Consider the following 21,515-nt stretch of genomic DNA (forward strand, 5'->3'; position numbering starts at 1 on the left):
CCGGCGGCGCCGGCGGCTATCGCGGGGCCCTTCGGTCGCCGCGTGCCCGGGGGTTCAGTCGGCGGCGACGGCGGTGTTCTGGCAGGCGGTCAGCAGCCAGCGGTCGTCGCCCTGGCGGGAGAGGACGTACAGCGGGGCGCCCTCGCTCTCCTGGCCCGGGGCCAGGTAGCGCTGGCGGACCTTGACCGCCGCGACGTCGGGGCGGATGAACAGCACGTGGGCCACCTCGTAGGAGACCCTGCCGTCCCAGTTCGCCGCGGGCAGGACCCGGCGGGTGAAGTCGGCGATCTCCTTCAGGCCGAGCAGGACCTTCCCGTGGGCGGTCGTCCAGATCGCCTCCGGGTGGAACAGGGCGAGGAACGCCTCGGGGTCCTTGGCCTGCTGGGAGTGCTCGACGGCGGCGACCAGGCGGGTGATCGCCTCGATGTCCGCCGCGCGGGACGCGGGGTGCCGGCCGGTGTGCTGATCGGGGTTCAGGTCGGTGTGCTGGTCGGTGTGCGGGTTCATGGCGACCACCCTCGCAGTTGAAGCCCGCTTGAGGTCAAGCCGGCCGGGGGGTGTGCTCCGCCGGACCGCGGGCGGGCCCGCGTACCCTCGTGCCCGTGCCAGCACCGCCGCCCTCCCCCTCCCCTCCCCCGCCCGTGTCCGCGTCCGCGTCCGCGCCCGCGCGCCTGCACCGGGTGGCCGTCCTGGTCCTGGAGGGCGCCAAGCCCCTGGACGTGGGCATCCCCGCGCAGGTGTTCACGACCCGCGCGAGCATGCCCTACGAGGTGCGGGTGTGCGGCGCGGCCCGGGGCCTGGTGGCCGGCGGCGACGGCCTGTCCTACGCGGTCGCGCACGGCCTGGAGGCGCTGGCGTGGGCGGACATCGTGTTCGTCCCCGGCTACCGCCACCCCGACCGCGAGGACCCGCCGCGCGAGGTCCTGGACGCGCTGGTCGCCGCCCGCGAGCGCGGTGCGCGGCTGGCCGCGATCTCCACCGGCGCGTTCGCGCTGGCCGCCACCGGCCTGCTCGACGGGCGGCGCGCCACCACGCACTGGCACTACACGCGGGCGCTGGCCGCCGGGCACCCGCTCGTGCGGGTCGACGAGAACGTGCTGTTCGTCGACGAGGGCGGCGTGCTGACCTCAGCCGGCGCCGCCTCGGGCATCGACCTGTGCCTGCACATCCTGCGCGGCGACCTCGGGGTGGCCGCCTCCAACCACGCCGCCCGGCGCCTGGTCGCCGCCCCCTACCGCAGCGGCGGCCAGGCCCAGTACGTGCCGCGCAGCGTGCCCGAGCCGCTCGGCGAGCGGTTCGCCGCCACCCGCCAGTGGGCGCTGGGGCGCCTGGGCGAGCCCCTCACCCTCCAGGTCCTCGCCCGCCACGCGGCGGTCTCCCCGCGCACCTTCTCGCGGCGCTTCGCCGAGGACACCGGGTACACGCCGATGCAGTGGGTCATGCGCGCCCGCGTCGACGCCGCCCGCGAACTGCTGGAGCGCTCCCAGCTGGCCGTCGAGCAGATCGCCGCCGACACCGGCCTGGGCACCGGCGCGAACCTGCGCCAGCACTTCCAGCGCGTGCTGGGCACCACCCCCACCGAGTACCGGCACACCTTCGCCCGCGGCGAATAACCCCGCCCCGCCCCGGCCCGGGCCCGCCGCCACTCCCCCGGCCCGCCGCCCGCCGCCCGCCGCCCGCCGCCGACGGCTGCGGCTGCGGCTGCGTCGGCGGCGGCGGCTGCGGCGGCGGCTGCGGCGGCGGCTGCGTTGGCACGATCCTTTCGGAGCGTGGCGATCTGGGCGCTGTCAGCGCCGCGGGCGGTGCGCGAGCCTGGTGGCGAACCCGCAAGGACCGGAAAGGACCCGCCCCCATGACCCGCATCGCCATCAACGGATTCGGCCGCATCGGACGCAACGTGCTGCGCGCGCTGCTGGAGCGCGACAGCGCCCTGGAGGTGGTCGCCGTCAACGACCTCACCGAGCCCGTCGCGCTGGCCCGCCTGCTCGCCTACGACACGACGGCCGGACGGCTCGGGCGCCCGGTGCACGCCGAGGGCGACGCGCTGGTCGTCGACGGCCGGCGCATCGCCGTGCTCGCCGAGCGCGAGCCCGCCAAGCTGCCCTGGGCCGAACTCGGCGTCGACATCGTCCTCGAGGCGACCGGCCGCTTCACCTCCGCCGACGGCGCCGGCGCCCACCTCACGGCCGGCGCCCGCAAGGTCCTCGTCAGCGCGCCGGCCGACGGCGCCGACGTCACCCTCGCCTACGGCGTCAACACCGATGCCTACGACCCGGGCGCGCACACCATCGTCTCCAACGCCTCCTGCACCACCAACGCCCTCGCGCCGCTGGCCGCCGTCCTCGACGACCTCGCCGGCATCGAGCACGGCTTCATGACCACCGTCCACGCCTACACCCAGGAGCAGAACCTCCAGGACGGCCCGCACCGCGACCCCCGGCGCGCCCGCGCCGCGGCCGTCAACATCGTGCCCACCACCACCGGCGCCGCCAAGGCCATCGGCCTGGTCCTGCCGAACCTCGACGGCCGGCTCTCCGGCGACTCCATCCGCGTGCCCGTGCCCGTCGGCTCCATCGTCGAGCTCAACACCACCGTCACCCGCGACGTCACCCGCGAGCAGGTCCTCGCCGCCTACCGCGACGCCGCCGCCGGAGCGCTCGCCGGGATCCTGGAGTACTCCGAGGACCCGCTCGTGTCCTCCGACATCACCGGCAACCCCGCCTCCTCCATCTTCGACTCCGCCCTCACCCGCGTCGACGGCCGCCGCATCAAGGTCGTCGCCTGGTACGACAACGAGTGGGGCTTCTCCAACCGCGTCGTCGACACCCTCCACCTCCTCGCCGCCAACTGACCCCCCGCCACCACCCCGCCCCCGTCCCGCCGCGGCCGCCGGCGCCGTGCGGGGGCGCACCGTGGGCGCCGCCGGCGCCGTGTGGGGCCGGTGCAGGGCGGCGGCATGGGGGCCGGTGCGGGGCAGCGCCGGTGCCGGGCGGGGCGGGGCGGGGCGGTGTCACTCGCCGACGGCGGCCCCGGCCTGCACCGCGGCGACGAACCGCAGGAGGCGCTCGTTGACGAACCCGGGGCGCTCCAGGTTCAGGCCGTGCCCGGCCCGTGCGACGATCTCGGCCTGGACGCCCGGGATCAGCGCGGTGACCCGCTCCAGCGCCCGGCGGGGCCGCAGCAGGGCGCTGCGGCGTCCGATCAGGACCAGGGCGGGCAGGCGCACCGAGCGCAGCTGCGCGTCGGTGAACACCGGGGCCGGCGGGCGGGTGGCCGGTTTGTAGGTGCGCATGCCCAGCATCAGCGGGGCGGTCATCTCGGGCGGCGCGCCGAGGGCGGGGTTGGCCAGCAGGCGCCCCAGGGCCGGGCGCAGCGGGCGCGGGGCGAGCATGGCGGGCAGGCCGGCGGCCATGTGGGCGTAGAAGCGGGCGGGGACCTTCTCGATGCCGCCGGGGTCCAGGGGGGCGATCGAGGCGAGGCGTTCGGGGGCGTGGACGGCCTGGTTGAGGGCCAGCCATCCGCCGTAGGAGAGGCCGACGAGGTGGACGCGCTCCAGGGCGAGGGCGGCGAGGACCTCGCCGAGCCAGGCGGCGTTCTCCCTGCCGCCGGGTGCGGCGGCGCGCTGCACGCTGCGGCCGGGGTCGTCGAGGGTGTCGATCGCGTAGAGGGGGTGCCGCTCGCCCAGGGCGGCGATCTGGGGGTGCCAGTTGGAGGCGTGTCCGGCGTGGCCGTGCAGGAGCACGATCGGCTCGCCGGCCGGGGCGCCGGTGCGGTGGACGCGGACGGTGCCGTAGGCGGTCCCGACGTCCAGTTCCTCGCGCGGGCCGGGCCACAGCCGCATGGCGCGGTCGTAGGCCCGCAGGTATCTCGTGCGGGCTTCCTCGCTGACGAAGCGTCCGACACCCGTCCTGGTCATGGTCCCTCCCGGTGCGTGGAGCAGCAGCATTTGATGGTATGTTTGTACCATAAAACTGTTCGGAGGGAACCCGATGCCGAAACTGGCGGACCACGGGCAGCGGCGGGCCCACATCATCGACGCCCTGCTGCGCACGGCGGCGGACACCGGGCTGCACGCCGTCACGATGCGCTCCGTCGCACTCGAGGCGGGCGTCTCGGTGCGGCTCGTGCAGTACTACTTCGACACCAAGGAGCAGCTGCTGCTCGCCGCGCTCGAGCGCCTGGCGCAGCGCATGGGCGAGCGGGTGCGCGCGCGGGTGGGGCTGGCCGGGCCCGCGCCGGGCGCGCGGGAGGTCATCGAGGCGGTGCTGGTCGAGGCCGTCCCCACCGACGAGGAGAGCCGCACCTTCCACCTCGTCTACACCGAGTACGCGGTGCTCTCCGTCACCGATCCCGCCCTCGGCGGGCAGGCGTTCCTCGCCGCGCCCGGGGAGATGGAGCAGTTCCTGGCCGGGCGCCTGGCCGCCGCCCGCGAGGCCGGGGACACCGATCCGCGCCTGGACCCCGGCCAGGAGGCCGTCGTCCTGCTGGCCCTGTCCGCCGGCCTGGGCCTGAGCGTCCTGCTCGGCCAGCGCACCGCCGACGACGCCACCGCCGTCCTGCACTACCACCTCGCCCGGCTCTTCCCCCCCGGCCCGGCCCGGGGACCGGCCGCCGCCGGGCCGTGACCGCCCCCGCCGCCCCGACCGCCCCGGCCCGCTGCTCCCGGCCGGGTGCGGCCGTCCGGCGCGGTGCGCCGCCGGCGCGGGCGGCCACGGCGCCGCCCGGAGCGGCCCCTGCACCCGCTACGCCGAGGAGCCCGACACCCGCGAGGAGGCCGGGGCCCGGTACGAGGAGATGGTCCGCGAAGCCGCCGAGGAACAGGCCGCCGAGGAGCAGGCCGCCGCGCAGCCGGGCTGAACCCCGCACAGCCCCCCGGCCGAGGGGGCGTGCGGGAGGATCCGGCGCCACCGCCAGGCTCACGGCGGTCGGCACAAGGCACAGGCAGGGGCAGGGGCAGGGGCGGGTATGGATCCCACCGGGAAGACGGTGGTGGCCACCGGGGCCGGGCGCGGCTTCGGACGGGCCCTCGCCCTGGAGGCGGGCCGCCTGGGCGCGCGGACGTTCCTCTGCGCCCGCACCGCGGCCGCAGCCCGGCGCGTGGCTAGCGAAGTGGCGGCCGACAGCGGCGGCGAAGTCGACGCGTTCGCCTGCGACCTGGCCGCCCCCGCCACCGTACGGGCCTTCGCCCACCAGGTCGCCGCCCGCACCGGCCGAGTCGACGTCCTGATCAACAACGGCGCCCGCCACCTGCAGGGCCCCGACCCGTGGGACGCCGAGGACGACGCGATCACCGACACCATCGCCTCCGGCGCAACCGGCACCCTGCTGACGGTCAAGCACTTCCTGCCCCTGCTGCGCGCCTCCCGGGCAGCGGACGTGGTCAACCTGGCCTCCTCCGCCGCCGAGGGCCGCAACCACCGCTCCGCGGCACACCCCGCGTTCTACGCGGCCAAAGCCGCCCAGGCCGGCTTCGCGGACGTCCTCTCCCACCGGCTGCGCCCCGAGGGCATCCGGGTCATCTCCCTCCACCCGCCGGACTTCACCGACGGCGACCCGCTCCACCCCGCCTGGGAACACGCCCCCCGAACCGCGGACGACGCGCTCAGCGCCCGGTCCGTGCTCGACTGCGTCCTCTTCGCGATCGGCCAACCGCGCGACTGCTTCATCCGCTCCTTCCACTTCGAGCAGCTGTAGCCACCGGCCCGGCCCCGCCCGCGACCGGCAGCGACACCCACGCCCCCGCCTGCCTGCCTGCCTGCCTGCCCGTCTGCCTGCCTGCCTGCCCGCCGGCCCGGGCGAGCCCCCGGGAGCGCGGGCGGCCACCCCGGCCGCTTTTCCGGGGCCCTGGCCGGAACTGCGCGAAGCCGCCCCGGCGTTCACGGCCGGGCGAGGACCCGGCTCCGCAGCAGGCGCAGCGGAGCCCCGCCGCACACGGCCCGCCCGAGTGTTCCGACCCGGTTCACGCTGCCTCCGGGCCCCGCCGGAGCCCCGGCCCGGGGTGCGGCCGGCGGGATGCCCCGCTTGCGGCACAGCCGTCCGCCGGCCCGGGCGCCCGACCCGGCGGCAACCGCACGTGGCACCCGCCCCAGCCCGACGCCGGAGCGCACGTGGCACCCACCCAGCCCGGGGCCCGCTCCCGCGCCCTGCCCGCCGGCCCGCACCACCAGCCCCCGCGCGAGGCACACCGCCCCCCGGTCCCCGGGTCCGGGCGGGTGCAGCACTGCGCCGAGCACGTGCCGCGCCGGACGGCCGCACCCGGCCGGGAGCAGCGGGCCGGGGCGGCGGGCCGGTCACGGCCCGGCGGCGGCCGCCCCCGCGCGAGGCACGCCGCTCCCCGGTCCCCGGGTCCGGGCGGGTGCGGCACTGCGCCGGGCACGTGCCGCGGACCGGGCACCGGGCGGCCCGGTCACCGGGCGGCCCGCCGCCACCGACGACCACCCGGCCGCCGGCCCGGGGCGGCCCGGACTCGGAGTCCGGACGGGGTACTGCGGGGTCTGCGGTGCGGGCGGGGCGCCGAGCCGGGCGGGGTGGCGGGCCCGGCCCGGGCACCGGGTCCGGGCGGATGCCGCGGGGTCCCCCGGTGTCGGCGTACTCGGTGAAGTGCCCAGGTACGTACGGATGAGTGCGCTCAGTCCTCAGGCGCCCCCGCTGTCCCTCTCGATGGCCGTGCGGACGGTTCCTCAGCCTGTGGCTGGACCCGCCGGCACAGCCGCCGACGCCGCGGGAAGCGACGCGAGCAGTGCGGCGGTGCACTCCTCGGCGAGGTCTTCGGCGTGGGCGGGGAGGGGGTCGCCGGCCCGCAGGTGGCGGCGGACCAGTGACAGGGGCAGGTCGACCACCGCGAGTGCGACCCGCTCGGCGGCCTGCCGGCCTTCGGCGCCCAGGGCAGCGGCGAGGCAGGCGAGGCAGGCGCGCACGCGCCGGCTGCCGCGGTCCGCCCGCCGGAGGTGCTCCTCGGGCCAGTCGGCGCGCCCGAAGTCCTCGGCGCCGTAGAGGAGGAGAACGGCCTCCTGCGGGTGGGCGCGGCTCCAGGCGACGACATGGCGTGCCGCCGCACACCCCGCCTGCCGCGCGTCGCCGCCTGCTTCGAGGGCCTTGAAATAGCCGTCCTGGAAGCTCTCCGCCGTCCGCAGCCACACCTCGGCGAGCAGCGCGGGCCGTCCGGCGAACCGGTGGTACACCGAACCGCTCGGGGCGCCCACCTCCAGGGCGACCGCGGACATCGTCACCGCGGCCGGGCCCCCTGCGGCGGCCAGTCGCACGGCGGCGTCGAGGAGCTGCTGCGCGTCGAAGCGGGGTGGTCTCGCCATGAACTGGAGGGTACTCTCCACAATATTAGAGATGTTCCTCTAAAAAGAATCCGGGGAGGACGCATGGGCGTCTACAACGTGCACGAGCGCCTGCTGGCCGCGAAGCGAAGCGAGGTGGGAGCGCTCATGGAGACCCTGGCGAGCGGCGACGACAAGCTCTGGCCGCACGACAGCTGGCCGGCGATGGTGCTCGACCGGCCCCTGGCGGCCGGCGCGGCCGGCGGGCACGGCCCGGTCCGCTACACCGTCACCGCACACGTCCCCTCGCAATGGGTGCGCTTCACCTTCAGCGGGCCGCGCGGCTTCCACGGATTCCACGAGTACACCGCCCTGGCCGTCGACGAGGAGCACACGCTACTGCGCCACACCCTCGCCATGACCGTCCGCGGCCCGGCACGCCTCACCTGGCCGCTCGTCTTCCGCCCGCTCCACGACGCCTGCCTGCAGGACAGCCTGGACCGCGCCGAACTGGCCTGCTGCGGCACGGCGACCCGCCCGGCCCACCGGAGCCGCTACGTACGGCTGCTGCGCCACCTCATGCGCTGACCACCGAACACACGCGCTCACCTCCGGAGCGCACCGCAGAGGGCCGGCACAGAGCGCCGGCACAGACCTGAGCGCGTTCCAAGGGGCCGCGGCCGGCCCGAGCGCGGCAACCAGTACACCGAGAAGTGAGCACGTCCACCCGTACGCCGACACCTGGTGCGGGCGGGCGGAGGGCGCCACACTTGCGGGCATGCGCAGACGGCTCACGGCCGCCCTCGGCCCCGCCCCCGCCCTCGCCCTCGCCCTCGGCCTTGTCCTGGCGGCGGGGTGCGCCGGACCCGGCGGGGCGGGCGGGGCGGGCGGGGCGGGCGCCACGCCTGCGCCGCCCGCGCCTCGGCCGCCGTCGGCGGCCGGCCCGCTGGAGGACTGCGTCCTGAGTATCGGGCCGTGGCTGCAGGCCTCCCTGGACGGCACCGCCGACCCCGGCGACTACCAGGAGATGGGCCTGTCCAGCGCCCAGGGCGGCGCGCTGCGCGAGCTCCAGCGCCGGGCGGGCGCCCTACGGGCCCAGGGACCGCTGCCCGCGCACTGGGCCGCGGTGGAGGTCCGGCGGGCGTGCGAGACGATCGCCGCGGCCAGAGCCACCCTCACCACCGCTGCGACGGGCTGGCCGTAGCCGCCCGGACCACCGCACACCCCCACCCACACCGCCTGCCGCCTGCCGCCTGCCGTCAGCCGTCGGCCGTCGGCCGCGCCAACGGGGCCGCGGGGCCCGGGCGGTGCGCCCCGGACACCCCGGCGCGGCCACCGGCCGCAGCGGTGGACGCGGGATACGGGATGCGGGCGCACCGCCACCGGGACCGCACGCACCGCGTGCCGGTGCCCGTGCGCCCCGCGGACGGGACAACGGGCACCGGCACACGGCGCGCGGGACGCGGCGCGGGACCTGTGCGGGGCCGGGCGCGGGTCAGCGGGAGGCTCGGGAGTGCAGGAGCAGGGCGCGGGTCAGGGCCGCCAGGCCCGCCGTGCACAGGGCGGTGCGCAGCATGTTGGTGGCGACCCAGGTGTTCTCGAAATGCGCGCGCACGGCGGCGAAGTCCTGGATCTGGGAGGGGTCGCCGGCCTGGGCGAGCTGGTTGTTGAGGGGGATGTTGACGCCCATGGTGACGACCAGGGCGGCGACGTAGGCGACGGTGGCGGCGGCGGCCCAGAACGCGGCGGTACGCCGGCCGGCCTTGTGCTCGAGGTAGGCGGCGATGCCGGTGGCGGCGAACGCGCCGACGAAGACGAGGCCGAACAGGCCGTTCTCGATGGACTTGTTGATGTTCTGCATGGCGGTGACGTAGGTGCGGTCGTCGCCCTTGGCCAGGCCGGGCATCACGGAGACGTCGAAGGCGAAGAAGAGGCCGGCCATCAGGCCCATGGCGATGGTGGCGGCCACGAGGACGGGGCCGGCGGCCCTGCCCTGGCCGGGGCGGACGGCGGGCACCGGACCTCCGGGGCTGTAGTGGGCGGCGGGCGGGGCGGTGTAGTAGGCGGGAGCGGTCGGCTCGGAGCGCATCGGGGGTTCCTTCGGTGTCGTGTCCCCCCTTCACAGGCCGAAAAGGGGGAGCGTCGGGATGGCCGGACCAACGCCGCACCCGGACGGCACCGCCGTACGGGTGGCACGGCGGTACCGGAGGTGCGCAGCGGCGCGGGTCGTGCGGAGCAGGGTGGTTCCGGTAGTGCAGCAGTGCGGGGTGGTGCCGGTGGCGCAGTGGTCCTGGTGGTGCGGAGTGGTTCCGGTGGTGCGGAGCGGCGCAGCGGTGCGGGGTGGTTCCGGTGGCGCAGTGGTCCTGGTGGTGCTGGTGGTGCGGAGTGGTTCCGGTAGTGCAGTGGTCCTGGTGGTGCTGGTGGTGCGGGGTGGTTCCGGTAGTGCGGGGTGGTTCCGGCGGCGCAGGGTGGTGCTGGTGGTGCGGTGTCCGGGGGCGGGGCGTTCAGAGGACCGCGGCCAGGGTGCGGCGGTAGCGGCGGGCCAGGACGGTGTTGCCGAGCAGGCGCACCGGGGCGGGGATGGTGGCGGCCACCGCCGCGGTGGCGGCGCGGTCGGCGCCGTCGAACATCCACGGCTGCAGGACGGTGCGCACCGCGGCGGGGGCGCTGGCGATGATGCGCCGCTCCAGCGCCAGGTAGGCGCCGGTGGGCATCGCGGCGATGACGGGGAAGACGACCGACTCCTCCAGGCGCAGGTGGTCGCGGATCAGGGCGTCGAAACGCCCGGCGGCCTCCACCAGCGGGGCGGGGTGCGCGCCGCGGGCCGTCAGGGCCGCACCGACACGGTCCATCGCCTCGTCCAGAGCGCTGTGGTCCTCCACCAGGGCACGGTCGGAGCCGGCGAAGTCGGGGGCCCGGCGCAGCAGTTCGGGCCAGAGCAGCTCGTCCTCGCTGTGGTGGTGCCAGTCGATGACCGAGCGCAGCAGGCGGAACCAGGCCGCCAGAGCCGGAGCGGTGGCGGCGGTGGTACGGGGAGCGGCGGCCAGCAGGCGGGCGCCGTCGCGGCGCATCGCGACGTGCATGAGGGCGAAGCCCCGGATGTGCTCGGGCAGGTGGCCCAGGCCGTGCTCGCTGGACAGTCGGGTGTTCTCGGGCGGCATGACGCTCCCTCACCCCTTCGGGGCTGTGTGTGGCGGGCGGGCCGGGCGGGGACGGCTGCGGTGCCGGCGGTTCCGGCAGCGGCGGTACAGACGGTACGGGCGGTACGGGCGGTTCCGGGGGCGGTACGGGCAGTGCGGTGATGGTGCGGGCGGTGCGGTGATGGTGCGGGAGGTACGGGCGGTGCGTTGGTGGTGCGGGAGGTACGGGCGGTGCGTTGGTGGTGCGGGAGGTACGGGCGGTGCGTTGGTGGTGCTGGTGGTGCGTTGGTGGTGCTGGTGGTGCGTTGGTGGTGCTGGTGGTACGGGCAGTGCGGTGGCGGTACGGGCAGTACGGGCGGTGCGGGTGGTGCGGGTGGTGCGGTGGTGGTGGGGGCCTGGGCCGGGGCCGGTGCGGCCGCGCCGCGTCCGTGTCGGGGGCGGGGCGGGCGCACCGGCAGGGCCCGGTCGGCGCTGCGGGGTGTTGCGGATGTGCGGGTGGGTCAGGTGTTCCAGACGCCGGTGGCGGCGGCCTCGCGGGCGAAGTCGGCGAAGTCCTTGGGCTCACGGCCCAGCGCGCGGCGCACGCCGTCGGACAGGTGGGCGTTGCGGCCGTCGAGGATCATGGTGAACAGGTCGGCGAACTCCCCGGGCAGGCCCGCCTGGGCGAGGACCTCGCGGTACTCCTCGACGGTGACGGCGCTGAAGCGGATCTCACGGCCGGTGGCCTTGGACAGTTCGGCGGCGACGTCGGCGTAGGAGAGCAGGCGCGGACCGGTCAGCTCGTAGACCTGGCCGTGGTGGCCGTCCTCGGTCAGGGCGGCGGTGGCGACGTCGGCGATGTCGTCGGCGTCGACGAACGGCTCGACGGCGTCACCCGTGGGCAGGGCCAGCTCCCCGTAGAGGACGGGGTCCAGGAAGAAGCTCTCATTGAAGTTCTGGTTGAACCAGGCGCAGCGCACGATCGTCCACTGGGTACCGGCGTCCTGCACGGCGCGCTCGCCGGCCTCGGCGGCCTCCTCCCCGCGTCCGGACAGCAGGACCAGGCGCTGGACGCCGAGTTCGGCCGCCTGGCGGGACAGCGCGCCCACGGACTCCACCGCGCCCGGGAAGGCGAGGTCGGGGTAGTAGGTGATGTAGGCGGCATCGACACCCGCCAGGGCGGCGGGCCAGGTCGCGGGCTCGTTCCAGTCGAAGGGCACCGGAGCGGAACGCGAGCCGATCCGGACGCCGTGACCGCGGGCGGCCAGGCGCTCGGCGACGCGGCGCCCGGTCTTGCCGCTCCCGCCGATCACGAGAACGGTACGGGCGGTGGTCGGGGTGTTCTGCGGGGTCTGTGTCATGGCAACCAGTCAAATCCACTCTGAGAGGACGGGCCATAGCCGCCGAGCTCAGGTCCATGTCCGTGCGTCTACGCGTCGCGCGCAACGGTGTTCGCCGATGTCGGGCGGGGTGTACCGATACACACACGACGCGATGCACGCGGCCGTGGACGCACGTGCGGCCGGGGCTTCATTCCTGCGATCAAAGCACGCGCCAACCCCAGACGGCAGACCCCCTCCACCACACATACAGCAAACCTTGACCAGACCTCAACCACCCCACCCAGCCCGGGCCCGGCCCACCCCCGGCCTGCCCCCACCAACCCCAGGCCCGGACAGGACCACCCGAACCGACACGACACAACACGACACACGCGGACAACAGGCAGACACAGGACGCGGGCCGGGCCGCGGGCAGGCACGAAACACGGGCACAGCCCGCAGGCACAGGACGCAGACCGGGCACGGGCCGGGCCCAGGGCGCAAGCCGGGCCCAGGAGGCAGAACACCCACGCGCAAAGCAGCCACCGGAACACACACCCGCAGAACACCCCAACAGCAACCAGACAACAGGCACTCCCACCACAGACCCCAAGCACCACCCGCACCGCACACCACCACCACACAGAACCGCAACGAACAGGCGCACCACCCGCCAGCGACAGCCCGACAACGGACCACAACGCAACACGGCCCGCGGACAGGTCCACAACAGACCTTGAACACGACCCACACAGGCACACAGGCACCGGAACACAGAACCCGCGACAGGCAGGCACCACGGACCTGCCCGGGGCCGCAGCGCAGCAGGGGCCCCGGGCAGGCGTGCAGCGCCACCCGTGAGGCCTGCGGACGACGGGCAGCGGGCGACACGGGCGGCGGCACCGTCTCGTCCGTCGTCCGCGCCGCCGGCGTCCACCGCAGTCTGATCCACCGGCACGCTGACCTGCACGCGGCCGTCCTCGCCCGGGCGTCCGAACCTCCGCCCGGCTCGAACGACGCCTGTCCGAAGCGCTCGGACAGGCCGCCTGGGAGGCATCCGGCCTGGGCGCCCCCGCCGACGTCGAAACGCTCACCGGCCGGATCGGTGAGCGTGGGCAGCAGATCCTCGGCCTCCGGTCCGACCTCGCCGAGCACGACGAAGACCTCGCCGCCGCACGTGCCGCAAACCGGGAGTTGACGGCGCAGTTGAACCGCTGACCAAGCCGTCGCCATCTCCCTGCTGCCTTCCCAGCATGTCGCCCATGCCCACGAGAGCCGGACCTAAGTGAGGTGCGAGATGAGAAGATCTACAGCTACAACGGACCCGTGACGGTCTTCTACTGCTCCAAGTGCGGCACGACGCTCACCCCGGACCTGACGGCCTTGCCCGCCGTCCCCACGGTTCCCGGGCTCGAAGACGCTCGGCCGAAGGGAGCACGGCAGGCCCCGCCGACGGTTCCGCAGGGCTGCTACGCGATTGAAGCAGAGCCCTGGGGAGCCCCCTTCGTCGTGCAGGAAGACCAGGAGAATCCAGTGCCGTCGCAGCCCCGCGGGCCTCTCATGACCGCTGAGGAGGGTTTCCTCGTCTCGGCCGGGGACCGCAACACGATCGTGGTCCACCCCGATGACGCGCCCGCGCTGCGGCCCCTCCCGAACCGGGAGAACAGCACCGGATGCTGCGGACCGAACGGAACGCAGGGCCCCAACCGGGCCTGTCCCTGCGGAGCCCGGATCGCCACCCTTGCCGCAGACTGTTTCGGGCCCTACGAACTCCACCTCGACCCGGTTCGCACCTACGCGTTCACGCCTGAAAGCACGGAAGGCTGACACCTCGACGAAATCGCCCACGGACACTCACAGCCGGGTGACCAGGAGAGCGGAGACAAGCAGAGCCGCGGCGCAGCAGGGGGCCGCGGGCAGGCGTGCAGCGCCACCCGTGAGGCCTGCGGACAACGGGCAGCAGGCGACACGGACGGCGGCAGGCAGCAGAGCACGGCACAGGCAACAGCCCGACCCGCAAAGAGGCTTCGAACACGGCCCACACAGGCGCACAGGCACCGGAACACAGGACCCGCGACAGGCGGGCGCCACGGGCCTGCCCGGAGCCGCGGCGCAGCAGGGCCCGCGGGCAGGCGTGCAGCGCCACCCCTGAGGCCTGCGGACAACGGGCAACGGGCGACACGGACGGCGGCAGGCGGCAGCAGGGCACGGCACAGGCACCAGCCCGACCCGCAAAGGGCTTCGAACAAGGCCCACACAGGCACACAGGCACACAGGCACCGGGACACAGGACAACGGCGGCGGGCCCCGCCGGGGCGGGGCTTCGCCGGGGCGGGGGGGGTGTGCCCGGAGGGGCCGGGGCGCCGGAAGGGGTGGGGGTCAGGGCTCGTAGCGGTAGGGGGTGATGGTGGTCAGGGCGGCGAAGCCCAGGCGCTGGAGGATGGGCCGGCTCCGGGAGGAGGCGTCGACCTGCAGGTAGCGGTAGCCGGCGTCGGCCGCGATCCGGGCGCGGTGGGCGATCAGCGCCCGGTAGACGCCCCGGCCGCGCCACGCCTCCAGGGTCCCCCCGCCCCACAGGCCCGCGAAGCCCGTCCCGGGGCGCAGTTCCAGGCGGGCGGCACTGACCGCGACCGCGCGGCCGTCCTGCTCGGCCAGCGCGAGGTAGGCGCTGTGGACGTCGGGGCTTTGGGTGAGCTGGGCCAGCAGGCGCCGGCGCAGCCGGGAGCCGTCGGTCCCGAAGGCCTGCTCGTGGACCGCGACGACCTGCTCGATACCCGCCTCGTCGGTGACCGCCTCGATCCGCACGCCCGCCGCCGGCGCGCCAGCGGGCAGCGCGGCGATCTCGGCGACCATCAGGGTCTCCGGGTCCTCGGCCCTGAACCCGGCCGCGCCCAGCCGCGCGCCGAGGTCCGCGGGACGGTCGTGCGCGTAGTGCGTCCACTCGAAGTCCCGGCCCAGCGCGGTGTAGTGGCGGACCTGCTCGGCGATCGCCGCATCCGCGCCGCCCTCGTCGAGATCACAGAACAGGACCCCGTTCCAGGCACTCTCGGAACCGCTCTGGCGCACCACCCCCGGCGTGTACTCGATCCGGGCATCAGGGGCATCGGATTGGGCCCCGCGACGGACACGACGGTCGTACAGGGCCAGCAACTCTTCATGATCCATCCCCGTACTCCACCACCCCGCCACCAGAGCGGCAACCGAAAACCCCCCACACCACCCGCCCCCTGCCGGTCCGGGCCCGCACCACCCCCGCCACAGCACGCACCCCGCCCCCTGCCGGTCCGGGCCCGCAGCACCCCCGCCACAGCACGCACCCCGCACGAACCGGACACCCGCAACACCGCAACCGCAGCTACCCGACCCCGGGGACACCCCCGCGCCCGGGCCACTGCCGCGAAGGAACCAGCAGCCCAGAGCGACCACGGCCGGCACCCGCCTCGCCCACCCCGCACCGACCGCCCCCGCACCGCCGGAGCCAGGGCCGCCGACCCCGCACTCCCCGATCCCGCCCTCCCCCTCAACCACCCCGCGCCACGTCGCGCCTGCGGCCCCCGGCCACCGCACCGGCCGCTCCACACCGCCGGAGCCAGGGCCGCCGGCCCCGCACTCCCCGATCCCGCCCTCCCCCTCGACCGCCCGGCGCTACGGTGCGTCTGCGGCCCCCGCCGCCGCACCGTGCACCGTGCACCACGCACCGGGCGAAGCGCCGATGGAGGACCCGTGCCGCAGGACACCGAGTTCGACCTGCCCTTCGCGCTGCGCACGAGCCCGGATCTCGACCGCGCCCGCCACCGCAACCTCGACTGGGTCCGGCAGCAGAAACTGGTGGCCGGCGGCCAGGCCCTTCACCGGTACCGCTCCTGGGACATCCCCCTCCTGGCCGCCTACGGCTTCCCCCACGCACAGGGCCCCGAACTGGACCTGTGCACCGACGCCATGGCGTTCTTCCTCGTCTTCGACGACCAGTTCGACGGCCCGCCGGGCCTCGCCCCCCACGACGTCGCCCGCCTGTGCCAGGACCTCGTCGACATCGTCCACGGCGCCCGGCCGCAGGCCGGCTCCCGTCCCTGCCCGGTCGCATTCGCGGACCTGTGGCGGCGCTGCACCGAGGGCGCACCGCGCGCGTGGGCGGCGCGGGCCGCCCACGAATGGGAGTACTACTTCGCCGCCCACGCGCACGAGGCGATCAACCGCCGCCGCGGGACACCCTCCGACATGGAGCAGTACCTCCAGGTACGCCGCGGCGTCGCCGGCACCGCCCTGACGGTGTCACTGGCAGAACGCGCGGCGGGAATCACTATCCCCGCGGCCGCCTTCCACAGCCCGCAGCTGCGGACCATGCGGGAGATCACCGTGGACGTCCCCCTGATGTGCAACGACGTGTACTCACTGGAGAAGGAAGAGGCACGCGGGGACATGGACAACCTCGTCCTGGTCCTCCAGCACGCCCGGGACTGCTCCCGCGAGGAAGCCGTGGCCGCGGCCCGCGACGAGGTCCACCAGCGCGTCGCCCGCTTCCGGCACCTGGCCCGCGACGTGCCCGCCATGTGCCACCAACTCGCCCACCCCCGGCCAGCACGCCGCCGTCGACACCCACGTCGAGACCATGGCCGCCTGGATCATCGGCTACCACACCTGGCAGACCCGGACCCCGCGCTACCGCACCACACCGGAAGTCCCACCCGGCCCCGGCCCCGGCCACCTCCAGAACACCCCCGGACACTGAAACCGGCACCCGCCAGAACCCGCCACCCGGAGCGAACACACCGGCAGCCACATCACACCCCACCAAAACCCCCGGAGTCGCCCCGCCAAAACCCCCGGGGCCCCGCCAGAACCCCCCGGGTCCCGCCAGCCCCCCAGGTCCCGCCCCCGACCCCGACCACACGCCCCGCAACCCCACCGACACCCCCACCCGCGGCTACGCTGAGCGACAAGACCGTCACCACAGGAGATGTCCAGGGAGCCGGATTTGTCCGCAACAGGGCAAGCGCTGATCGTGGCCGCAGCGACCGTCACGGGTTTCGCGACCGCCTACCTCGCAGCGCAGCTCGCGACCAGGCGGTGGGGAGTACCCCAGCACCCCGCAGCCACCGCCTCGGACCGGATGAACTTCTCCCTGGCCGTCGCGGCCCTCGCCTCCACCGCCGTCGCCGCCGCGGTGTTCTGGGCGACCACCGCCACCAGGACCGGACCACCCCCCACAGCCACCACCACCACCCCCGCCACCACGACCACGACCACCACACCCACCGCCGCCACCACCACCACGGTGTCGGCCGCCCGGGGATGGCAGGACTCCGGAGTCCTGGTGGCGGCCGGCGAGGACGTCGAGATCACCGCCACCGGGCAGTGGCACCCCTTCGGCAACGGCTACGCCGTCGGACCGGACGGGTGCACCGACCCGGTGGTGTGCTCACAGGACCCCGACCAGACGAACAACGTCTGCTGCACGGCCCACGCCGGCCTGATCGGGATGATCGGCAGCAGCCCGCCGTTCGCGGTCGGAGGAGAACGCACCCTGCACAACACCGGACCCGCCGGAGAACTGCGCCTGAGGATCAACGACACCGTACTGGAGGACAACACCGGCGACATGGCAGTCACCGTCCGACACCCCATCCCCGCCCCCACACCCCCCTGACCCGGGAACACCCCGCCACCCCCACCCCCACCCCCACCCCCACCCCCACCGACGCGGCGGCCCGCCCCCGCCAACCCGCCGCACGGCGCGTCAGAGCGGGGCGCCACCGGCCGGCGAAGGCACCGCATAGGGGCGCAGGACCATCAACGAGCCCTCCTCCACCGAGGCCGCCATCGCGAAAGGGAAGCGGTCGAGCTCGAGACACAGCGCGACATCGTCCGGATGCGCCCCCTCGCGCACCCCCTGCGCCAACTCGCCCGCCGCACGCGACCCGCCCGCCCGGCCCAGGAACCCCGCAGGATCAACCTCCGCCCCCGCGGCCCGGCGGGCGATGTACTGCGCACACGCCAGATCCTCCTCCGCGCGCCCGTCCTCACCCGTCACCACGAACGTCACACCGTCGCTCCCCCGCGCCCGCAACACCCCCGCCGTCGCCTCCGCCACCACGAAACCCGCACACAGCACCAGCGACGCCTCCCGCACCGCCAGCGCACCCACCGTCCCCGCCGTGGTCTTCTGCACCACCGTCCGCCCACCGAGATCCGCCGAACGCACCAGAGCCGGCGAGTTCACCAGATCGAACCCCGGCGCACGAGGACCGTCCTTCAACGCCACCCACCCCGGATGAGCCGCCTTCAACGCCAGCGCCTCGTCCAACGACCCCGCAAGAACGATCCGCTCCGCCCCCCGCGCGAACACCCACGCCGCCACCGTGAAAGCACGCATGACATCCACCACCACCGCCACCGACGGAACCCGGCCCACATCCCCGATACCAACAAAACGAGCATCCATACCCCCATGATCACCCACACCCCCGCCCGCCCCAGACTCCGTTGCGCATTTCGGCCGGGGCTGTGCGGCGAGTTGGTGGGCGAGGCGGGACGGTCGGCTTGTCCGGGGCTTGCGGGGCTGGTCGGGTTGTCGGCCGCTCCGGTGGGCGTCGAGTCGGGTTGTGGGCCGCTCCGGTGGGCGTCGCGTCGGACGATGTTGATCGCGGTGGCGCAGAAGGCGTGCCGGAGGGGGGCCTTGGGCCGGCCGCGGTAGCGGGCCCGGCGTAGGCCGGTGATGTCGGGTGCCTGGTTGACGGCGCCCTCGACGCCGGCGCGCAGGGCGTACGCGGCCTGCCAGGCGCCGGCGGCCTGTTCGGCGCGGGCGGCGGCGACATGGTCGTGGAACTCGCGGGGCCGCAGGGTGGGCATGCGGGTGCCGCGGGCCGCGGTGGTGCAGCATTCACGGGAGGGCAGGGACGGCAGCCGGCGCCGGCGAAGGCGATCACGATGGCGTCGCGACCGCGCCGGGTGACGGGGCACCAGCCGGTGCCGGTGCGGCCTTCGGGGCAGATGACCTGGCGGGTGTTCCAGCCGACGCGGAACACGGCCCGCAGGAACTCCGGAACTGCCGCGGCCCATACGGCGCAACCGCTGAGCCCGAGAGCCCGGTAAGGACTCTTGACAGCCGGGTGGTCCAGACCACCAGTATTGGTCCGGCCAGAGTGCCTCAGGTCGCCGAAGTCCCCCACCTTCGAAGGGAGCGCGGTCCATGGCCGGACCCGTTCGCGCACCACTGCGAGCCCTGCTCGCCGGAGCCGTCACCGCCGCCGCCATCGCCGGCCTGGCGCTCACCGCCACCGGCACCGTCCACGCGGCGGGCACCCCACTGCCCGCCCAGGTCTTCGCCCCGTACGCCGCGGCCCGGGCCGACGACAGCCCGTCCAAGCCCGCTTCGCAGTCGGGTGGCAGGTACCCGACGACGGCCTTCCTCCAAGCCCCCGCCACCACCTCCTCCCCCTCGCCCTCCGCGTCGCCCTCCCCGTCGAGCGGCCAGGTGCCCGCCATCCAGGTGCAGGTCAGCCCGTCCTCGGGCACGGTGACCGCCGGCTCGTCGACCACCGCGACCGTGAGCACGGCCATCATCAACAACGGCTCGAACACGTCCATCGCGATGACGGTCAGCGGCGCTCCCGTGGGGGTCACCGCCTCGGTCAGCCCGTCCTCGACGGGCGGGAGCCCCAGCGCCGCCCTGTCGGTGTCGACCGCGTCCACGGCCGCCCCCGGCACCTACACGCTGACGGTCAAGGGCACGCTGACCGGCACCTCGGCCACGTCCTCCGCGACCTACACGCTCACCGTGACCGGCACCGACCCGGCGTGCTCCACCGCCTCCTGGGCCGGCACACAGGTCTACACCGGTGGCAACACCGCCTCGTGGAAGGGCCACCAGTGGAGCGCCAAGTGGTGGACGCTGGGCGAGGAGCCCGGCACCACCGGCCAGTGGGGCGTCTGGCAGGACCTCGGCACCTGCTGATCCGCACACGCCGCCGGGCCGGGCCCCAAAACCGCGGCCCGGCCCGGCGACGCGTGCGGACTCCGTCGCACACATCGCCGTGGGATGCCGGCCGGGCCCGGGGATGACCACCCTGCGGGCCGCCCGGCAGCGGCACGGCCCCACCAGGGCGGCGCGCAGTGCCGATACGGCCACAGGGACTGCCGGAGACTCCGGCGATGACGGCGGCCGCACCAACCCCCCGCTCCCCCGCAACACCCCTCCCAGACAGAACCCCAACCCCCCTGACGCAACGCCAACTCACTCTCCCCACACCACACCCGAACCCCGCCAACAACAACGACAACCACAACCCCCGACACAGTCCCCATCGACGTCCAGACACCGCGACCCACCGACCCCCCGCCCGACCGCCCCGACTCCCTGACCGGTAGGCAGCGCGACCAGCTCGACCGCATCCCGCACTCCTGCCCAGACCTGGCCACCGCCCGGCCCTCGCCCACGAATCCAGCGCCATCGCCCGCGAACGCCGCGGCCACGACCTCACAGGCCGAAGGCCCGCGCCCCCGACCAGGGGCACCCCCGGTCCAGCGCTCCGCCGCCTTCCCCACAACGGCCGGGACGCCGTCGTCAACGGCCTGACACGGCACTGGATCCGGCGCCGCTGAAGGCCAGGTCACACGGATCATTCGGTGGAATCAGCTCTGTCAGGCAGCGGTCGTCATCCGGTGGCTGTCAGGTCTGCTGTGTGGCCGCTACTCGGCCAGCGGCCTCCTCAACCCGGCGCCGACCAGATTCACCCCGACTCCAGATGAACGCGCGCCAACGACGCGGCGCGCCGCTGCTCCAGTTCCGGAACTCCTCGACCGCTACGTTGCCGGACAGCCGCCATCGGACGGTGGCGCCTGATGCTTCGGGGATGTCGGTGAGGCCGTCGAGTTGCTCGGCGAGTGCGAAGCCGTCCACGCCGGCGGCGGTGCGGTCCCAGGTCGAGACCGTGTCGGTGAGAGCGTGGGATTCGATGAGCGCCGGGATGGACGGGGCGATCTCGAGGAACGTGCCGCCTGCGTCGCCCACTCCGACTCGTCCGTCCGTGTGCACCAGGTAGCGCACCGGGGAGGACACCCGTTCCCCGAACCAATCGAAGTACCAGCCGTCGGCGGCGCCGGGCCACATGCTCCGGCCCAGGTCGTAGCGCCACTCGCGAAGCACCTCGCGGCGTTCGCCCTCGACGGTGGAGCCGCGTCGCACTTGGTAACGGAGTCCGCCGTACTTCCGCTCGAACCCCTCCCGGCGGACCACGAGCATCATGGGCGCGGGAATCGACCGGCCGAAGCAGTCCCGGATCCGCAGGAACTCGGTGGAGAGCCGAGGTTCCTGCGGATCATCGCGCCGGCCGGTTCGTTCAAGCAGACTCCTTGCACGAGAGGAAAGACCGGTGAGGTCATCCAGGATGTGCATCCTGCACTTCTTTTCCCAGGACAGGGGCATGGATCCGCGGGACCGCACGATACCCGGTCGAGGCGGTTCGGTGCAGGTCGAAGGCCACGTCAACAAGGTCAAGCCCCTCAAGCACGCCACGTTCGGCCGGGCTTCCTTCCCACTCCTTCGGATCCGCACCCTCACGAGTCACCGCTGAAGTGCGACGGCGCGACTCAGCTCCGGAGGAACGATGGAATGGTCGGCTGGAGCGCGATTTCGCGCTTGGCGTGCACGGAGGCAGGGGTGGGATGCCGATCTTGTCAGGGCTATGCACCTCCCTGTTCCACAGGCAGTTCAGGAACGCGCTCGTGAGCTCGTCCACCAAGGGGCGATCGAGGAGGCGATCGAGGAGATCCGCACATCGACGGGTTACGACCGCCGGAACGCAAGG

The 21,515-nt window shown here is 74.6% G+C and carries 21 protein-coding genes and 1 pseudogene; 10 read left to right on the top strand and 12 right to left on the bottom strand.

The window, feature by feature from the left end; translation table 11 throughout:
• Positions 1-54: 54 nt before the first annotated feature.
• Positions 55-507 carry an SgcJ/EcaC family oxidoreductase gene (locus tag ACFVVX_RS11935; RefSeq protein ID WP_387944197.1) on the bottom strand — a complete coding sequence of 151 codons (453 nt, stop codon included), beginning with the start codon at positions 505-507 and terminating at the stop codon, positions 55-57.
• A gap of 134 nt (positions 508-641) precedes the next feature.
• Here ACFVVX_RS11935 and ACFVVX_RS11940 point away from each other — a divergent pair, with 134 nt between their 5' ends.
• Both ACFVVX_RS11940 and gap read left to right on the top strand, forming a co-directional pair.
• Positions 642-1,613, top strand: a complete 972-nt coding sequence (locus ACFVVX_RS11940; protein ID WP_387944199.1) for a GlxA family transcriptional regulator — start codon at positions 642-644, stop codon at positions 1,611-1,613.
• Positions 1,614-1,852: 239 nt separating this feature from the next.
• Positions 1,853-2,851, top strand: a complete 999-nt coding sequence (gap, locus tag ACFVVX_RS11945) for a type I glyceraldehyde-3-phosphate dehydrogenase (RefSeq protein WP_387944201.1) — start codon at positions 1,853-1,855, stop codon at positions 2,849-2,851.
• Between the two features lie 159 nt (positions 2,852-3,010).
• On the opposite strand, the gene ACFVVX_RS11950 is transcribed toward gap, so the two are convergent.
• Positions 3,011-3,916 (bottom strand): alpha/beta fold hydrolase, encoded by a 906-nt coding sequence (locus ACFVVX_RS11950; protein WP_387944203.1) that lies wholly within the window; start codon positions 3,914-3,916, stop codon positions 3,011-3,013.
• Positions 3,917-3,989: 73 nt separating this feature from the next.
• On the opposite strand from ACFVVX_RS11950, the gene ACFVVX_RS11955 reads away from it, so the two are divergent.
• Positions 3,990-4,625: a TetR/AcrR family transcriptional regulator gene (locus ACFVVX_RS11955; protein ID WP_387944205.1), complete on the top strand. Its 636-nt coding sequence runs from the start codon at positions 3,990-3,992 to the stop codon at positions 4,623-4,625.
• Positions 4,626-4,965: 340 nt separating this feature from the next.
• Entirely contained in the window at positions 4,966-5,694 is a 729-nt protein-coding gene (locus tag ACFVVX_RS11960; RefSeq protein WP_387944207.1) for an SDR family oxidoreductase, read from the top strand.
• A gap of 986 nt (positions 5,695-6,680) precedes the next feature.
• Here the strand turns inward: ACFVVX_RS11960 and ACFVVX_RS11965 are convergent.
• The gene (locus tag ACFVVX_RS11965; protein WP_387944209.1) at positions 6,681-7,310 is read right to left on the bottom strand and encodes a TetR/AcrR family transcriptional regulator; all 630 of its coding nucleotides are present in this window, start codon (positions 7,308-7,310) and stop codon (positions 6,681-6,683) included.
• 63 nt (positions 7,311-7,373) lie between these two features.
• Here ACFVVX_RS11965 and ACFVVX_RS11970 point away from each other — a divergent pair, with 63 nt between their 5' ends.
• Together ACFVVX_RS11970 and ACFVVX_RS11975 are read left to right on the top strand one after the other, a co-directional pair.
• Positions 7,374-7,856, top strand: coding sequence for an SRPBCC family protein (locus ACFVVX_RS11970; protein ID WP_387944211.1), 483 nt, complete (start codon positions 7,374-7,376; stop codon positions 7,854-7,856).
• 190 nt (positions 7,857-8,046) lie between these two features.
• The gene (locus ACFVVX_RS11975; protein ID WP_387944213.1) at positions 8,047-8,472 is read left to right on the top strand and encodes a hypothetical protein; all 426 of its coding nucleotides are present in this window, start codon (positions 8,047-8,049) and stop codon (positions 8,470-8,472) included.
• A gap of 291 nt (positions 8,473-8,763) precedes the next feature.
• On the opposite strand, the gene ACFVVX_RS11980 is transcribed toward ACFVVX_RS11975, so the two are convergent.
• The 3 genes from ACFVVX_RS11980 to ACFVVX_RS11990 form a co-directional block, all read right to left on the bottom strand.
• Positions 8,764-9,357, bottom strand: coding sequence for a DUF1772 domain-containing protein (locus ACFVVX_RS11980; RefSeq protein ID WP_387944215.1), 594 nt, complete (start codon positions 9,355-9,357; stop codon positions 8,764-8,766).
• Between the two features lie 415 nt (positions 9,358-9,772).
• Complete coding sequence (locus ACFVVX_RS11985; RefSeq protein ID WP_387944217.1) at positions 9,773-10,429, bottom strand: hemerythrin domain-containing protein; 657 nt, start codon at positions 10,427-10,429, stop codon at positions 9,773-9,775.
• Positions 10,430-10,908: 479 nt separating this feature from the next.
• Positions 10,909-11,748 carry an NAD(P)H-binding protein gene (locus ACFVVX_RS11990; protein ID WP_387944219.1) on the bottom strand — a complete coding sequence of 280 codons (840 nt, stop codon included), beginning with the start codon at positions 11,746-11,748 and terminating at the stop codon, positions 10,909-10,911.
• Between the two features lie 1,287 nt (positions 11,749-13,035).
• Here ACFVVX_RS11990 and ACFVVX_RS11995 point away from each other — a divergent pair.
• The gene (locus tag ACFVVX_RS11995) at positions 13,036-13,536 is read left to right on the top strand and encodes a hypothetical protein (RefSeq protein ID WP_387944221.1); all 501 of its coding nucleotides are present in this window, start codon (positions 13,036-13,038) and stop codon (positions 13,534-13,536) included.
• Between the two features lie 552 nt (positions 13,537-14,088).
• Here ACFVVX_RS11995 and ACFVVX_RS12000 read toward each other — a convergent pair.
• Together ACFVVX_RS12000 and ACFVVX_RS12005 are read right to left on the bottom strand one after the other, a co-directional pair.
• Positions 14,089-14,874: a GNAT family N-acetyltransferase gene (locus ACFVVX_RS12000; protein ID WP_387944223.1), complete on the bottom strand. Its 786-nt coding sequence runs from the start codon at positions 14,872-14,874 to the stop codon at positions 14,089-14,091.
• Positions 14,875-15,354: 480 nt separating this feature from the next.
• Entirely contained in the window at positions 15,355-15,750 is a 396-nt protein-coding gene (locus tag ACFVVX_RS12005; RefSeq protein WP_387944225.1) for a hypothetical protein, read from the bottom strand.
• Between ACFVVX_RS12005 and ACFVVX_RS12010 the strand changes: the two are divergent.
• Positions 15,649-16,164: pseudogene (locus tag ACFVVX_RS12010) on the top strand (terpene synthase family protein); the annotation flags it as partial. The gene ACFVVX_RS12005 and the pseudogene ACFVVX_RS12010 sit on opposite strands and share 102 nt — an antisense overlap.
• On the opposite strand, the gene ACFVVX_RS12015 reads toward ACFVVX_RS12010, so the two are convergent.
• Entirely contained in the window at positions 16,099-16,320 is a 222-nt protein-coding gene (locus ACFVVX_RS12015; RefSeq protein ID WP_387944227.1) for a hypothetical protein, read from the bottom strand. The pseudogene ACFVVX_RS12010 and the gene ACFVVX_RS12015 sit on opposite strands and share 66 nt — an antisense overlap.
• A gap of 364 nt (positions 16,321-16,684) precedes the next feature.
• Between ACFVVX_RS12015 and ACFVVX_RS12020 the strand changes: the two genes are divergently transcribed.
• Complete coding sequence (locus ACFVVX_RS12020; RefSeq protein ID WP_387944228.1) at positions 16,685-17,356, top strand: hypothetical protein; 672 nt, start codon at positions 16,685-16,687, stop codon at positions 17,354-17,356.
• Between the two features lie 90 nt (positions 17,357-17,446).
• Here the strand turns inward: ACFVVX_RS12020 and ACFVVX_RS12025 are convergent, their stop codons facing one another.
• Both ACFVVX_RS12025 and ACFVVX_RS12030 read right to left on the bottom strand, forming a co-directional pair.
• Complete coding sequence (locus ACFVVX_RS12025) at positions 17,447-18,103, bottom strand: 2-phosphosulfolactate phosphatase (RefSeq protein WP_387944230.1); 657 nt, start codon at positions 18,101-18,103, stop codon at positions 17,447-17,449.
• Positions 17,992-18,963, bottom strand: coding sequence for a transposase (locus ACFVVX_RS12030; protein ID WP_387944252.1), 972 nt, complete (start codon positions 18,961-18,963; stop codon positions 17,992-17,994). Before ACFVVX_RS12030 ends, ACFVVX_RS12025 begins: the two co-directional genes overlap by 112 nt.
• On the opposite strand from ACFVVX_RS12030, the gene ACFVVX_RS12035 reads away from it, so the two are divergent.
• The gene (locus ACFVVX_RS12035) at positions 18,899-19,663 is read left to right on the top strand and encodes a hypothetical protein (RefSeq protein WP_387944254.1); all 765 of its coding nucleotides are present in this window, start codon (positions 18,899-18,901) and stop codon (positions 19,661-19,663) included. The genes ACFVVX_RS12030 and ACFVVX_RS12035 overlap by 65 nt on opposite strands.
• Before the next feature lie 714 nt (positions 19,664-20,377).
• On the opposite strand, the gene ACFVVX_RS12040 is transcribed toward ACFVVX_RS12035, so the two are convergent.
• Complete coding sequence (locus tag ACFVVX_RS12040; RefSeq protein WP_387944232.1) at positions 20,378-21,103, bottom strand: hypothetical protein; 726 nt, start codon at positions 21,101-21,103, stop codon at positions 20,378-20,380.
• Between the last annotated feature and the right edge of the window lie 412 nt (positions 21,104-21,515).

Origin of the sequence: Kitasatospora sp. NPDC058170, from assembly GCF_042883905.1 — a bacterium.
In the GTDB taxonomy this organism is placed as follows: Bacteria; Actinomycetota; Actinomycetes; order Streptomycetales; family Streptomycetaceae; genus Kitasatospora.

Bases quoted from the DNA above. Each gene is read 5' to 3' on its own strand.
- ACFVVX_RS11935 (WP_387944197.1), bottom strand. From the start codon at position 507: ATGAACCCGCACACCGACCAGCACACCGACCTGAACCCCGATCAGCAC.
- gap (WP_387944201.1), top strand. From the start codon at position 1,853: ATGACCCGCATCGCCATCAACGGATTCGGCCGCATCGGACGCAACGTG.
- ACFVVX_RS11950 (WP_387944203.1), bottom strand. From the start codon at position 3,916: ATGACCAGGACGGGTGTCGGACGCTTCGTCAGCGAGGAAGCCCGCACG.
- ACFVVX_RS11955 (WP_387944205.1), top strand. From the start codon at position 3,990: ATGCCGAAACTGGCGGACCACGGGCAGCGGCGGGCCCACATCATCGAC.
- ACFVVX_RS11960 (WP_387944207.1), top strand. From the start codon at position 4,966: ATGGATCCCACCGGGAAGACGGTGGTGGCCACCGGGGCCGGGCGCGGC.
- ACFVVX_RS11965 (WP_387944209.1), bottom strand. From the start codon at position 7,310: ATGGCGAGACCACCCCGCTTCGACGCGCAGCAGCTCCTCGACGCCGCC.
- ACFVVX_RS11970 (WP_387944211.1), top strand. From the start codon at position 7,374: ATGGGCGTCTACAACGTGCACGAGCGCCTGCTGGCCGCGAAGCGAAGC.
- ACFVVX_RS11975 (WP_387944213.1), top strand. From the start codon at position 8,047: ATGCGCAGACGGCTCACGGCCGCCCTCGGCCCCGCCCCCGCCCTCGCC.
- ACFVVX_RS11980 (WP_387944215.1), bottom strand. From the start codon at position 9,357: ATGCGCTCCGAGCCGACCGCTCCCGCCTACTACACCGCCCCGCCCGCC.
- ACFVVX_RS11985 (WP_387944217.1), bottom strand. From the start codon at position 10,429: ATGCCGCCCGAGAACACCCGACTGTCCAGCGAGCACGGCCTGGGCCAC.
- ACFVVX_RS11990 (WP_387944219.1), bottom strand. From the start codon at position 11,748: ATGACACAGACCCCGCAGAACACCCCGACCACCGCCCGTACCGTTCTC.
- ACFVVX_RS12000 (WP_387944223.1), bottom strand. From the start codon at position 14,874: ATGGATCATGAAGAGTTGCTGGCCCTGTACGACCGTCGTGTCCGTCGC.
- ACFVVX_RS12015 (WP_387944227.1), bottom strand. From the start codon at position 16,320: ATGGTCTCGACGTGGGTGTCGACGGCGGCGTGCTGGCCGGGGGTGGGC.
- ACFVVX_RS12035 (WP_387944254.1), top strand. From the start codon at position 18,899: ATGGCCGGACCCGTTCGCGCACCACTGCGAGCCCTGCTCGCCGGAGCC.
- ACFVVX_RS12030 (WP_387944252.1), bottom strand. From the start codon at position 18,963: ATGGCGGCGGCGGTGACGGCTCCGGCGAGCAGGGCTCGCAGTGGTGCG.
- ACFVVX_RS12040 (WP_387944232.1), bottom strand. From the start codon at position 21,103: ATGCACATCCTGGATGACCTCACCGGTCTTTCCTCTCGTGCAAGGAGT.